Source organism: Bradyrhizobium sp. 199 (genome assembly GCF_023073355.1).
Taxonomy (GTDB): domain Bacteria; phylum Pseudomonadota; class Alphaproteobacteria; order Rhizobiales; family Xanthobacteraceae; genus Bradyrhizobium.
Window position 1 is genome coordinate 2,264,281 of the sequence record NZ_JADPJI010000005.1, and the last position, 12,709, is coordinate 2,276,989.

A 12,709-nucleotide genomic window follows, 5' to 3' on the forward strand; every position below is an offset into this window, starting at 1 on the left:
CAGCCAGCCAGCGCAGATCGAATTCGGCAAGCCGCGGCAGCATTTCCATGGCCTGCGACTGACCAACCCTGATTGGCATCGCTGGCAAGCATGCCTGCGCCGACAATGCCGCGCAGCGCGCCAGATTGGCAAGATCGGTCTCGCTGCCAAAGCCGACCTTTAGCTTCAGCGCGCGATGGCCGCGCCGCCAGCACCTCGTTCACGAGCCGGCGCGATGCTCCGCGCCTGGCGCCGGAAAGCTGGACCAGGCCTCACCCATCAGTCGACGCCATCTTCATCGACGGCGCGAACCATGACGGCAGGACGGTCGAGCATGTTGCCAAAGGACGTCACCACTGGCATCGCCAGCGGATAGCGATAGCAGAGCGCCTCGATACATCGGATGCTGAACCGTCGGTCATGTCGTGGATCCTGCGATCGGAAGGAACGCAGAGCGACTATCTCAGCAAGTGCGCGCGAAGCCACCTTCCTGCTTGATATCAACGAACGCGGGAACGCGCGCCTTCTGCGGTGCGCTCCTGGGCGCAGCGAGATTGCTGGCACGACCTTCATCCAATCGTGCCAAGTGCGGCGTACGAGCGATTCGCTCCTGGCGACGCCTGTCTCCGGCGCTACGGCTTTGCCGTGCCTGGTTCGGCCATCTTGCGATGCTGCTTTGCCAGCATCTCGTTCGGCGTGACGTTCGCGACTGTGGTCTGGATCTTGTTCTTCAGCCCGGTGACGATATCGGAGTCGCCGCGCAGCATCGCATCGAAGCCCGCCTTGGCGACATCGTAGGCGCCGTCCTTCTTCTCGGTGCCGACTTTGGTGTCCATCATCTCGGCGCGGCGAAAGAACTCGGTGTCGGTGGCGCCGGGCATCAGGCAGGTGACCGTGACGCCGCTGTCGCGCAGCTCCTCGCGCAGCGCGAACGAGAATGAATCGAGGAACGCCTTCGAAGCGTTGTAGACGGCCTGAAAGCTGCCCGGCGTGAAGCCGGCGATCGAGCCTGTGATCAGGATGCGCCCGGATTTACGCCGGAGCATCTCGTTGCCGACGCGATGGATCAAATAGAGCGTGCCGGTGATGTTGGTGTCGACGACGCGCCTGATCCTGGCAAAATCCTGATCCAGGAAGGCCTTGCCCAGCCCGATGCCGGCGTTGGCAAGCAGCGCGTCGATCGGCCGGTCGCCGACTGCGCCGCAGAGCCTGTCGACGCCTTCGGTCGTAGCAAGATCAGCCACGACCGGCTCTACGCTGCCGCCGAGCCTGCGGAGATCCACGGCCACTCTCTCGATCTCTGGCTCGTCAGCCGCGATGACGAGATTGAAACCTGCCTGGGCGCAGCACCTTGCGAGTTCCAGGCCGATACCGGTGGAGGCGCCGGTGACTAGGGCGAGTTGATTGGCGGGCATGGGGGTGTCCTCGCTTGACTGTCGATCACGATCAATCGCGGCCCCGGGCTCTCGTTCCAAGTTTGCACGCGCCGGTGCGGTGCGAAGATTTGGGCGCGACGATAGCAACCATCGTTCATTCCTGGACTTGAATGCCAACTGGTTTGGCCCGGAGGACGCAAGATGAAGGCGCTGGTTTGGCACGGCAAAGAGGATATCAGGTGCGACACCGTCACCGATCCGGAGATCCAGGACCCGCGGGACGCCATCATCAAAGTCACGAGCTGCGCCATCTGCGGATCCGACCTGCACCTGTTCCACAATTTCATCCCGGGCATGATGCCCGGCGACATCATGGGTCATGAGACAATGGGCGAAGTGGTCGAGGTCGGCTCCGGTATCGATGGCAAGTTGAAGAAGGGCGACCGCATCGTCGTACCCTTCACGATTATTTGCGGCGAATGCGACCAGTGCAAGCGCGGCAATTTCTCCGTCTGCGAAACGACGAACCGCAAGCGGCATCTCGCAGACAAGGTGTTCGGGCACACGACCGCCGGCCTGTTCGGCTACACCCATCTGACCGGCGGCTATCCCGGCGGACAGGCCGAATATCTGCGCGTGCCCTATGCTGATGCCACCCACATCAAGGTGCCCGCCGGCATCCCCGACGAGCAGCTCCTGTTCCTCAGCGACATCTTTCCGACCGGCTGGCAGGCCGCCGTGCAATGCGACATCGAGCCGACCGACACGGTCGCGATCTGGGGCTGCGGCCCCGTGGGACAGATGGCGATCCGCAGCGCCATCCTGCTCGGCGCCAATCAGGTGATTGCGATTGACTGCCTGCCCGAGCGGCTCAGCATGGCGGAAGCCGGCGGCGCCACCACGATCAATTTCGAAACCGAGAGCGTCCTCGAACGGCTCAAGGAGCTGACCGACGGCAAGGGGCCCGAAAAATGCATCGATTGCGTCGGCATGGAATCCCACGTGATGGCGTCCCTGCCCGATACGCTGCTCGACCGTGCCAAGCAGATGGTGATGGCGGAGAGCGACAGACCACATGTGCTGCGCGAGATGATCTATGTCTGCCGCCCCGGCGGCGTGATCTCCGTCGCCGGTGTCTATAGCGGCCTCTCCGACATGCTGCCCATGGGCGCCTTCATGAACAAGGGCCTGACGATGCGAACCGGCCAGACGCACGTCAACCGCTGGACCGACGACCTGCTCCGCCGCATCGAAGAGGGCGAGATCGACCCGTCCTTCGTCATTACCCACACCGTCCCGCTCGAACAGGGACCGGAGATGTACCAGGTGTTCCGCGACAAGCGGGACTCCTGCGTCAAGGTCGTACTGAGACCCTGAAGGAGCAAGTCATGTTTCATTTCTCCAACTTCGTGCGCACCGAGGGCGACCCGAAGATCGTCGAGGGCGGCCCGAGCCTGAAGCGGCCGGCGGATCAACTCGCCCGCGCGCTCGGCTGGTTCAGCATCGGCCTCGGCCTTGTCGAGTTTCTCGCGCCGCGGCGCGTGACGGAAACGCTGGGCATGGAGGGCCATGAGACCATGGTCCGCGCCTTCGGCGTCCGCGAGATCCTGGCCGGGATCATGTCGCTGTCCGTCGATAAGAACGCTGGTCTGTGGGCCCGCGTGGGCGGCGACGGCCTCGACGCCGCCGCGCTGCTCTCGGGGCTGACGCCGGACAATCCTAAGAAAGGCAATATCGCCTTGGCCCTGTTGATGGTCGGCGGCATCGCCATGCTCGACTACCGCGCCGCGCAGGACACCAAGCCACGGCGCCCGCCACGCGATGCACGGCGCAAGCTCTACCCCAACCGCAGCGGCTTTCCCAAGGGCATCGAGAACGCCCGGACCGCGGCAAAGCAGATCGCAGCACACCCCAAGGCATAGCGAGGTGAAGCAAGGCAATGAGCGGGTTCAGTGACGAAGCAGCGTGGTGGCAATCCGCCGTCATCTACGAGATCGCACTGATCTCCTTCCAGGACTCGAACGGCGACGGCAAGGGCGACCTCACCGGCCTGATGTCTCGCATCGATTATTTGAAATGGCTCGGCGTTGACGCCGTGTGGTTGACGCCGATCTACAAGAGTCCCTTCCGTGACCTCGGCTACGACATCTCGGACTATTGCTCAATCGATCCCACCTTCGGCAGCCTCGACGAGTTCGACCATGTCCTCAAGGCCCTGCATGCGGCGGATATCCGTCTGATCCTCGATCTCGTTCCCAATCACACCGCGAACGATCACGCATGGTTCATCGAGAGCTCCAGTTCGCGCAACAGCGCCAAGGCCGATTGGTACATCTGGGCTGATCCTGCCGAGAATGGCGGCCCGCCCAACAATTGGCGGAGCCGCTTCGGCGGCACCGGCTGGGAATGGTGCGAGGCACGGCGGCAATACTACTATCATTCCTTCCTGGTGGAGCAGCCCGACCTCAACTGGCGCAATCCTCAGGTGCGGGCCGCGATTGCAGATGTCATGCGCTTCTGGCTCGATCGCGGCGTCGACGGTTTCCGCGTCGATGCCAGCGCTGTCCTGATCAAGGACCAGCTCCTGCGCGACAATCCACCGAACCCGCAGGCCAAGGACAAGCCGCCGCCGCAGCGCCAGACGCCTGTCTTCACCGACGACCGGCCGGAGACGATGGATTGCATCGAGTTCATCCGGGAGGTGATCGACAGCTATCCGGGGCGGGTACTGTGCGGTGAAGTCCAGGGCAAGATCGACCGCATCGGGCACTTTTACGGAAACGACCGGCCACGCCTGCATCTGCCGCTCAATTTCGCCCTGCTCGATTCGCAATGGGACGCTCTGTCGCTGCAGGCGACGATCGACGCCTATCTCAACGCGATCCCTGAACATGCCTGGCCGGTCTGGGTGGTCGGCGGCCACGACAAGCAGCGGATCGCGAGCAAGATCGGCAAGGCGCAAATGCGCGTGCTGGCGATGCTGCTGATGACACTGCCAGGAACGCCGTTCTTTTTCATGGGCGACGAGATCGGCCGCAAGCGCGTTCCCATTCCATCCGACCGCGTCCACGATCCTTTCGAAAAGCTCGTGCCGGGGTTTGGCCTTTGCCGTGATCCCGAACGCGCGCCGATGCGGTGGGACGGTAGCGCCGGCGGAGGATTTACCAACGGTGATCCATGGCTGCCGCTGGAGCCCGGCGGGACGCCCAATGTGGCCGAGCAACAGCGCAGCGAACGCTCAGTGCTCGCGCTGTTCCGCGCATTGATCATGCTGCGGCACGAACATGCGTGCTTGTCTCAGGGTGGCTATGAGCCGCTGCGATCCCACAACGACGTTCTCGCCTACAGGCGGACCAAGGGCGGGGCCCAAATTCTGGTCGCGCTCAATGTCGCCACCGAGCCGCGGAAATGGCACTGGCTCGGTCGCGGTCGCCTGCTGATGTCGACACATCTCGACCGGCGGTCGGAAACTTTGCCGGAGGCATCGATCCTGCTGCGGGGCAATGAAGGCGTGATCATTGCGCTTGAGGCTCGGTGACGGCTGCAGGAACTATCCGCGGGTCAGAGAGTCTCACCAACGCCTCCGGTGTCCCCCTGCCGCCGGAGGCGGACTGGACGAAACCACAGGCCCAGGCGCCAAGCCCCCTTCAGGCGCCTGGGTCGCGGCATGAGCGCGGAGACAGGTCATGGGCAAGACGAAGGATCTTCAACAGCAGATCGCCGGCAAGGCCAGGCAGGCCATCGGCGAGATCATCGGCGACCAGGATCTCCACGATGACGGCAAGGCCCAGGCGCAGCGTGGCCGCCAGGAACAGGACGAGCAGGACAAGCCGAGCGAGCTCAATCCGCTGAAGAAGCTCAAGCAGCTCACGTGACGGCGGGGTCGCTACCGGCGCATTCCCCTGCAGTGGGCCGTACTCACGAAGGCCCGTCGTACGTCACCGGTGGACGGCGACGATCGCGCTGGATCGCGGCGGCTGAGCTCGGCCTGATCAGCAGCACTTTCTCGACCATCGTCAGCCAGCTCTCCGCCGCCCGGATCGGCCGCGATGCGATCGTCGACTGGATGACGGTCGCCGCCATCCCTGCGCGGGATTGGGCCATCAGCGCGGAGCCGTCGTGGCACGCGATCCTCGTGGGGATCGCCTTCCACCAATGGGCAGATTTCTCCTGGGCGCTGTTGTTCTTCGGCGTGCTCGGGCGGTGGACCGCCGACTTGCGGCCGCAGACGATCCTGCTGCTCGCGCTGCCCTGGGCCGTGTTCTCTTCAAGCCTGGAATGGTTCGTGCTCGTGCCGCTGTTTCCGTTCTGGCAGCCGCTGTTCACACTGCAACAGCCCTACTGGATCGGATTGCTCGTCCACGGCTCCTCGGCCGTGATGTATCCCCTGTTCGCCCGGCTACGCTGGAGGCGTGGCCACGCGCCGCAACACGACGTTCGCTTCACCAATGCCTGGACTACAGGCGCGCTCGGCGTGGTCGCGCTGCTTGGAATAAGCGCGTTGATTGGCGGCCATGGCTACGAGCTGCCGTGGATCGGCCGTGTCAGGGATGCGGACCAGACCTATATCCGCCACATGACCGCACACCATGCCCAAGGCATCGAGCTGGCGCGGATTGCGGTCGGGCGCGCGCAGGACCCGCATCTGCGGAAGCTCGCGATGCTGATGGTCGCGAGCCAGTCCGGCGAGAACCGGATTTTCGAGAACTGGTGGCTGAGCTGGTTCGACACCGAGATGCCCGATTGCAGCACGGAAGAGCGTGTCGCCATGCCCGGCTTCTTGACCGCCGCCGAGATGCGAGAGGTCAAGACTGCGCCGCCCGACCATTTCGATACGGTGTTCGTGGCGATGATGAGCAAGCATCACAGGGGCGCGGTCAGGATGGCAGACCAGATGTGGCACAGCGACGGAGATCCGCGCCTGCGCATCATGGCCCACGCCATTCGTCACGAGCAGCAGGGCGAAATCGCGCTGATGCAGGGCACGTACGGCATTGCCGCCGTCACAACGGCGTTCCAAAACATGCTCGGCGACAAAGTCAATTGAGTGACGGAATTCGCCCGAAACTCGCATCTGCTCGCTGGGCTGGAGCCCTGAGCCTTGCACGGTGCCGAGTCAGGCTTCCGCGGTGCATTGACGATGAATCCACCAACCTATCACAGGTTAATGCCCGCTCCCCTCCCGATCGGCCAAGGTATGAAGCGGGGCGGGCTATCGGACATCACATGCAGGCAGGATTTGCTTTCTCCAAGCTCGTCGATCGACTGACCAGCCTTGCCGGATTGGCAACCGACGATCTCGATCTCCTCACGGACATGCCGAGCAGCATTGTCCATATCGGTCCCCGTCAGGCCGTCCTGCGGCACGGCGACGAAGCAACCAGATGTTGCCTGCTGCTGCAGGGATATCTGTCCTGGCAGAGCCCGGAAAGTCCGGACGGCCAGATTACCGCGATCTGCGTACCCGGTGACATCGCGGATCTGCACACGCTCTACCGTCCGCGCATTGACGGCAATCTGATGGCGCTCGGCCCCGCCATCGTCGCACTCGTGCCACACCGCTTCTTTCACGAATTGGCGGCGCGCTCGCCGGCGATGTCGCGCGCGCTGCTGTTGATGCTGCTGGCTGACCACGCCATCCAGCGAAACTGGACCATCAACCTCGGCAGCCGGGACGCGCTGACGCGCGTGGCGCATCTGCTCTGCGAGATCACCGTGCGTCTGCAAGTCGTGGGGCTCGCCAGGGATTTTCGATTGTCCTCGCCCTTCACCCAGTCCGACCTCGCGGCCGCTTGCAGCATCTCCCCAGTTCACGCCAATCGCACCATCCAGGAGCTGCGCCGCAGCAACCTCCTGCAATGGCGGGGCAAGACCATCGAGATCACGGACTGGAGAGGTCTGGTCCGGCTTGCCGACTTCAATCCGGCCTATCTGAGCATCCGGTCCCAAGAGGATGCGCGGCCGCTCCCGAGACCGGTCACTGCAGCTGTCGCGGTCGCCTAGCCGCTTTCAAGGCGCACCTGCAGTGCAGTGCGGACGTCCACGCGGATCTCCGCAATTGGAACAATCAGGAGCGCAGCCTATTGGAGACACATCTTCTCCTGTCTCCTCCGAACACCGAGAGCTCCCATGTATCATCACGTCAAAAAGTTGATGTTCACCGTACGCGTCGATGAGCCGGACCCCCGTTTTGGCAACATGCTGCTGGAACAATTCGGAGGCGCGAATGGCGAACTCGCGGCCGCGATGCAATATTCGATACAGGGCCTGAACTGCGAGGATCCCGACCGCAAGGACCTTCTGATGGACATCGGCACCGAGGAGCTCAGCCATCTGGAAGTCGTCGGCACGCTTGCGCGGATGCACCTCAAGCCGTCGAAGTTCGATCGTCAGGCCGCCGAGGCCGATCCCCTGATCGCGATCGCGGGCGGTGGCGGCGTCAATCTCTTCAACTCCCAGGGCAATCCCTGGACCGCGGACTATCTGAAGATCACGGGCGAGCTTGACGTTGATCTGCGCAGCAATATCGCGGCGGAGGCGCGGGCGAAGATCGTATACGAGCGGCTCATCAATTTCTGCGACGACGCCGGCACCAAGGACGCACTGCAATTCCTGATGACCCGCGAGATCACGCACATGAAGGCGTTCGGGCTGGCACTCGAGAGCATGGGCAAGCCATCGCTCAGCATCGGCCGTATCGCGCCGACTCCAGGCCTGGTCGACCAGTTCTTCAACGATTCCACCGGCAGCGGCGATCACGGCGAGATCGATACACGAGGGCCCTGGAACGAGGGTGGCGACTGGGTCTTCACGGAATCGCCGGCGATCCAGGCCGGCGAGCCCGGCCCCGCTTCCGCCATCGTCACGGAGAGTTCGCCGCCGGTCGACGAGGCCGGCCTCGGCGATCTCCTCATCAATGAGCTCCGCGACATCCTGCACGCGGAAAAGCAGCTGACCAAGGCGCTGCCCAAAATGGCGGAAGCTGCCCGCTTCGATCAATTGCGCGAGCTGTTCGAACAGCATCTGGCGGAGACCGAGGCCCAGGTCGAGCGGATCAACGAGTGTTTCGAGATGCTCGGCAAGTCCGCACGGGCCAAGCCCTGCAAGGGAATGATGGGCCTCGTCGAGGAAGGTCAGGAGGTCATGGCGGAAGGCGAGGACAAGGAGGACGCAGCCGCCGACCTCGCTTTGATCGGAGCAGCGCAACGGGTCGAGCACTACGAGATCGCCGCCTACACGACGGCGCGCAATCTCGCCCAGCAGCTTCGCCACAGTGCCGTCGTCGCCCTGTTGTCGAAGTCGCTCGCCGAAGAGGAAAACTCGGATCAGCTCCTCAATCAGATTGCCCGATCGCTGATGTCGGTCGCGAAGATGCCGGCCGCAGTCGAGCAGACGGAATAGGCTCTCACAGCGCTCGGGCTAAATCAGCGGAGGTCCCTGCCGCAAATTCATGTGCCGGTTGACGTCTTTGTAAAGGAGATAGCGAAACCGGCCGGGGCCTCCCGCGTAACACGCCTGCGGGCAGAAGGCGCGGAGCCACATGTAGTCTCCGGCCTCGACCTCCACCCAGTCGCGATTGAGGCGGTAAACCGCCTTGCCTTCGAGGACGTACAACCCGTGTTCCATGACGTGCGTCTCGGCGAAGGGAATCGTCGCACCCGGCTCGAACGTCACGATGTTGAGGTGCATGTCGTGGCGCATGTCGGCCGGATCGATGAAGCGTGTGGTGGCCCATCTTCCTTCCGTGCCCGGCATCCCCAGGCGGTCGATCGCATCTTCGTTGGTCACAAATGCTTCGGGCACTGCCAAGCCGGGCACGCGCTGGTACAGTTTGCGGATCCAGTGAACCTGCGCAGGGCCCTCGCCGCGGTTGCGCAGGGTCCAGGCGCAGCCGGGGGGCACATAGGCGAAGCTGCCGGGCCTCAGCTCATGTTCTCCATTCGGTAAATTGAGAATTAACTTGCCGCCCACGACGAACAACGCGCCCTGGGCATCCTTCTCCGGCTCGGGCTTTTCGCTTCCGCCAGCCGGCGCGATCTCCATGAGATAATGGGAGAATGTCTCGGCGAAGCCGGACAGCGGTCGCGCCAGGACCCAGACGCGCGTGTTGTCCCAGTGCGGCAAATGGCTGACGACGATATCGCGTTGCACGCCGTTGGGGATGACGGCGTATGCGTTCGTGAAGACCGCCCGGCCGCTCAGAAGGTCGGTCTGCGGCGGAAGGCCGCCCTGCGGGATGTGATAGTTTTGCGACGACATCATCAAGCCTCGTAAAAATTACCGGTGCGATGCGATCGACCCGAGGTCGAGCTGCGTCTCCCGGCTCAGCCAATATTCTTCGAGATTGTCGCCGCCCCCCTTCCGGTCGACAACGAGGAACGGGCTTGCATCCTCGAAAACCAACAAGGGATGGTGCCAGCAGTTGCGGGCATAGTTCACCCCCTGGCGGCCATTTGCCACGAACGCCCGATAGCTCGGGACCACGAGCGGGTCCGCGCAAACGACAACCAGCCAGCTCGCTCCGTTCAAGGGCATGAACATCTGGCTTCCGAGCGGATGGCGCTCCATCAGGCGGATGGCAATCGGCTCAGGCCGTGCTGAGGCGACAAACCAGCTGATGTTGATCTGTCCGCCTTCTGCGGCGACATCGATCTTGGCGAGCCCATTATAGCGCTCGGCATATCCCTGGTTGATCGACAGGGGCGTCACCCCTTCCGTTTCGACGACGTCTCCGAACGGAGCGAACGCCCGCTTCGTCAAAGGCTCGATCGAGAGTGTCACCATCTCCTACCTCAAATGCCTCCGCGTTCAAAGGGTCTGCAAACCCGCGACGGGAGCCTCCGCACCGACCGGACCGGTCCGCAGATCCTCTCCCGAGGGATCGATCTCGCCGTTCAGGATACGGCGCGCCTTGGCGTGATCGAGGTCTCCCTCCCAGGAGGCGACGACAACCGCCGCAACGCAGTTGCCAACATAGTTGCCGAGTGCGCGGGCAATGCCGATGAACCAGTCCACCGACAAGATGAGCACCAGTCCGATCGCCGGGATGGCCGGAATGGCCGCCAGTGTCGCGGCGAGAACGACGATGGCCGAACCGGGCACACCATGAGCACCTTTGGAGGTCAGCAACGCCACGCCGAGAATAGCCAGGAGATCGCCCGTGGCAAGCGGCGTATTCGTCGCCTGCGCAATGAAGACGGCCGCCAAAGTCAGGTAGATGGAGAACGCATCCAGATTGAACGAGTACCCGGTCGGGATCACCAGACCGACGGTCGATCGCTTGATCCCGAGCAGCTCGAGCTTTCGCATGGTCTGCGGAAGCACGCTATCGCCCGCGGCCGTCCCGAGAACGATCAACAGCTCTTCGCGCAGATAGGCCAGCAACTTGAACAGGCTGAAGCCGGAGAGCCGCATGATCGTGCCGAGCACGACCACCACGAACAGAACCACCGCCAGATAGAACAGGGCAACGAGGCCCCCGAGCTGCTTGAGCGAACCGATGCCGTATTTCCCGACGGTGAAGGCGATCGCACCGAAGACGCCGATCGGCGCCAGCCGGACGACGAAATTCATCATCTTGAAGATGATCTCGTTGACCCGCTCGACGAAATCGACGACTGGCCTCGCGCGCTCGCCGCACAGTGACACGGCACAACCAAACATGATCGAGACGATCAGGACCTGCAGCACATCACCGGAGCTGAAAGCTCCGACGAGCGTCGTAGGAATGAGCTTCATCAGGAATTCGGAGACGCCTCCGCCGGAGACCTGAGCCGCCGTCTGGCTGAACCCGGAGAGCACCTTTGCGTCCAACGTCCTCGGGTCGATGTTCATCCCGGCGCCTGGCTGGAAATAGTAGGCGAGTGCAATGCCGAACACCAAAGCGATGGTGGTGACGATCTCGAAATAGACGAGCGAACGAATGCCGACCCTTCCGACCTTTGCAAGGTCGCCGGCCGCTGCAATTCCGTGCACGACGACGCAGAACACGATCACGGGCACCAGCATCTTGATGAGCTTGATGAAGCTGTCACCCAGCGGCTTCATCTGCAATGCGGTGTCCGGATAGGCAACGCCGAGCGCAATGCCTACGGCGAGCGCAACGACGACCTGGAAGAAGAGTGACTTGAATATTCTGGGCATGGCTTTCCTCGGTCGCTGTGCTTCCATCTGGCTTGGTCGGCCGGAGCCTTCGCCATTCTTGTCGTTGGCGCGAGGTCGCCGCGCACGGAGCCTTTGGTCAGGGCAGGACGTTGCAAGGACGCTGCAAGGCTCCATCGCTCATTCGTTGACCAGGTGCGACATCAAGTCCAATATATAGAACGACACGATTGATAGGTTTTCACTATGGATCTGCGCCAGCTCCGGTATTTCATTGCGGTTGCCGAAGAGCGCAGCTTCACGATCGCCGCCCGGCGGCTGAACCTCTCGCAGCCGCCGCTCAGTCAGCACGTCCAGGCCCTCGAGGCAGAGCTCGGGACCCAACTGCTCTACAGGACCAGCCGCAGGGTCGAGTTGACCCAGGCGGGTGAAGCCATGCTGGCGCGAGGGCGCGCAATCCTGCAACAGGTCAAGGCCGCGGAAGACGAGGTTCGCTCGATTGGGAGCGGCCTGATCGGAACACTGGACGTTGGAGCGACCGGCTCCATTCTGCGCGGGCGTCTTGCTGAGCTGCTCGCGGCCTACCGGGGGGTCGCTCCACGGGTCAAGATGACGGTACATGAGCAGGCGCCGGCGCTGCAGATCGCGGCGCTTCTCGGCCGCACGACCAACATCTGTCTCATCCGCGGTATTCCCGCCGAGCGCGACCTGACCAGCAAGCTTGCGTGGCGGGAAGAGGTCGTTCTCGCAATGCCGCACAGCCATCGGCTGGCGCGCCGCAGACGCATCGCCCTCGGTGACCTCGCATCCGAGGATCACGTCATCCTCGATCCCAATAGCTCCGACTTCGCACGATATTTGCAGACGTGCTGCGTCAATGCCGGCTTCCTGCCAAAGGTGTCCCAACAGGTCGTCGACGCCCAATCGATCCCAAGCTTGATTGCCGCCGGTTTTGGTGTGGCGCTCGTGCCGCAGTCGATTGCGCGCTTCACAACAGCCGACATCGTATTCCGTCCGGTCAGGCCCTCACCGCCCACGGCCGACGTGTTTTTGGTGTTCAGGGCGGATGAGACGTCGATGGTGGTGCACAATTTCGTCAAGCTGGCTCTCCAATACCTGAATCAGCGGAAGGGGCTGGGATAGGGTTCGCAGCGCGCGCTGTCTCCACCCTGTCATGCCGAGGAGCTCGCGACAAAATCGCGTAGCAATTTTGCGCTGATGCGACGAAGCAATCCAGACTCTCTCCGGGGAAA

Annotated in this window: 12 protein-coding genes and 1 pseudogene; 8 read left to right on the forward strand and 5 right to left on the reverse strand. The window is 63.0% G+C overall.

The genetic code is table 11. The annotated features are described in order from the left end of the window. Window positions 1-4: 4 nt before the first annotated feature. Window positions 5-342, reverse strand: a pseudogene (locus IVB28_RS19565) (enolase C-terminal domain-like protein); the annotation flags it as partial. A gap of 269 nt (window positions 343-611) precedes the next feature. Beyond that, the gene (locus IVB28_RS19570) at window positions 612-1,394 is read right to left on the reverse strand and encodes an SDR family NAD(P)-dependent oxidoreductase (RefSeq protein WP_247528254.1); all 783 of its coding nucleotides are present in this window, start codon (window positions 1,392-1,394) and stop codon (window positions 612-614) included. 162 nt (window positions 1,395-1,556) lie between these two features. Between IVB28_RS19570 and IVB28_RS19575 the strand changes: the two genes are divergently transcribed. The 7 genes from IVB28_RS19575 (at window position 1,557) to IVB28_RS19605 (ending at window position 8,756) form a co-directional block, all read left to right on the forward strand. Then, complete coding sequence (locus tag IVB28_RS19575; RefSeq protein ID WP_247528255.1) at window positions 1,557-2,732, forward strand: zinc-dependent alcohol dehydrogenase; 1,176 nt, start codon at window positions 1,557-1,559, stop codon at window positions 2,730-2,732. A gap of 11 nt (window positions 2,733-2,743) precedes the next feature. Next, window positions 2,744-3,277 (forward strand): hypothetical protein, encoded by a 534-nt coding sequence (locus IVB28_RS19580; protein WP_247528256.1) that lies wholly within the window; start codon window positions 2,744-2,746, stop codon window positions 3,275-3,277. A gap of 17 nt (window positions 3,278-3,294) precedes the next feature. After that, entirely contained in the window at window positions 3,295-4,893 is a 1,599-nt protein-coding gene (locus IVB28_RS19585; protein WP_247528257.1) for an alpha-amylase family glycosyl hydrolase, read from the forward strand. Window positions 4,894-5,041: 148 nt separating this feature from the next. Next, on the forward strand, window positions 5,042-5,230 hold the full coding sequence (locus IVB28_RS19590; protein WP_247528259.1) for a CsbD family protein: 189 nt from the start codon (window positions 5,042-5,044) through the stop codon (window positions 5,228-5,230). Between the two features lie 32 nt (window positions 5,231-5,262). After that, window positions 5,263-6,402, forward strand: a complete 1,140-nt coding sequence (locus IVB28_RS19595; RefSeq protein WP_247528261.1) for a DUF305 domain-containing protein — start codon at window positions 5,263-5,265, stop codon at window positions 6,400-6,402. A gap of 179 nt (window positions 6,403-6,581) precedes the next feature. Further along, window positions 6,582-7,358, forward strand: coding sequence for a Crp/Fnr family transcriptional regulator (locus IVB28_RS19600; RefSeq protein ID WP_247528262.1), 777 nt, complete (start codon window positions 6,582-6,584; stop codon window positions 7,356-7,358). Window positions 7,359-7,484: 126 nt separating this feature from the next. After that, complete coding sequence (locus tag IVB28_RS19605; RefSeq protein ID WP_247528263.1) at window positions 7,485-8,756, forward strand: DUF892 family protein; 1,272 nt, start codon at window positions 7,485-7,487, stop codon at window positions 8,754-8,756. Window positions 8,757-8,774: 18 nt separating this feature from the next. Here IVB28_RS19605 and IVB28_RS19610 read toward each other — a convergent pair whose 3' ends face one another. Genes IVB28_RS19610 through dctA form a run of 3 tightly spaced genes read right to left on the reverse strand, consistent with a single transcriptional unit; the run spans window position 8,775 to window position 11,498 of the window. After that, window positions 8,775-9,614, reverse strand: coding sequence for a bifunctional allantoicase/(S)-ureidoglycine aminohydrolase (locus IVB28_RS19610; RefSeq protein ID WP_247528608.1), 840 nt, complete (start codon window positions 9,612-9,614; stop codon window positions 8,775-8,777). Between the two features lie 18 nt (window positions 9,615-9,632). Beyond that, complete coding sequence (locus tag IVB28_RS19615; RefSeq protein WP_247528264.1) at window positions 9,633-10,139, reverse strand: ureidoglycolate lyase; 507 nt, start codon at window positions 10,137-10,139, stop codon at window positions 9,633-9,635. 24 nt (window positions 10,140-10,163) lie between these two features. Continuing rightward, window positions 10,164-11,498 (reverse strand): C4-dicarboxylate transporter DctA, encoded by a 1,335-nt coding sequence (dctA, locus tag IVB28_RS19620; RefSeq protein WP_247528265.1) that lies wholly within the window; start codon window positions 11,496-11,498, stop codon window positions 10,164-10,166. A gap of 204 nt (window positions 11,499-11,702) precedes the next feature. Here dctA and IVB28_RS19625 point away from each other — a divergent pair, with 204 nt between their 5' ends. Then, window positions 11,703-12,599 (forward strand): LysR substrate-binding domain-containing protein, encoded by an 897-nt coding sequence (locus tag IVB28_RS19625; RefSeq protein WP_247528266.1) that lies wholly within the window; start codon window positions 11,703-11,705, stop codon window positions 12,597-12,599. Window positions 12,600-12,709 lie beyond the last annotated feature (110 nt).

Excerpts from the sequence above, each read along its gene's own strand:
- IVB28_RS19570 (WP_247528254.1), bottom strand. The coding sequence starts at position 1,394 with ATGCCCGCCAATCAACTCGCCCTAGTCACCGGCGCCTCCACCGGTATC.
- IVB28_RS19575 (WP_247528255.1), top strand. The coding sequence starts at position 1,557 with ATGAAGGCGCTGGTTTGGCACGGCAAAGAGGATATCAGGTGCGACACC.
- IVB28_RS19580 (WP_247528256.1), top strand. The coding sequence starts at position 2,744 with ATGTTTCATTTCTCCAACTTCGTGCGCACCGAGGGCGACCCGAAGATC.
- IVB28_RS19585 (WP_247528257.1), top strand. The coding sequence starts at position 3,295 with ATGAGCGGGTTCAGTGACGAAGCAGCGTGGTGGCAATCCGCCGTCATC.
- IVB28_RS19590 (WP_247528259.1), top strand. The coding sequence starts at position 5,042 with ATGGGCAAGACGAAGGATCTTCAACAGCAGATCGCCGGCAAGGCCAGG.
- IVB28_RS19600 (WP_247528262.1), top strand. The coding sequence starts at position 6,582 with ATGCAGGCAGGATTTGCTTTCTCCAAGCTCGTCGATCGACTGACCAGC.
- IVB28_RS19605 (WP_247528263.1), top strand. The coding sequence starts at position 7,485 with ATGTATCATCACGTCAAAAAGTTGATGTTCACCGTACGCGTCGATGAG.
- IVB28_RS19610 (WP_247528608.1), bottom strand. The coding sequence starts at position 9,614 with ATGTCGTCGCAAAACTATCACATCCCGCAGGGCGGCCTTCCGCCGCAG.
- IVB28_RS19615 (WP_247528264.1), bottom strand. The coding sequence starts at position 10,139 with ATGGTGACACTCTCGATCGAGCCTTTGACGAAGCGGGCGTTCGCTCCG.
- dctA (WP_247528265.1), bottom strand. The coding sequence starts at position 11,498 with ATGCCCAGAATATTCAAGTCACTCTTCTTCCAGGTCGTCGTTGCGCTC.
- IVB28_RS19625 (WP_247528266.1), top strand. The coding sequence starts at position 11,703 with ATGGATCTGCGCCAGCTCCGGTATTTCATTGCGGTTGCCGAAGAGCGC.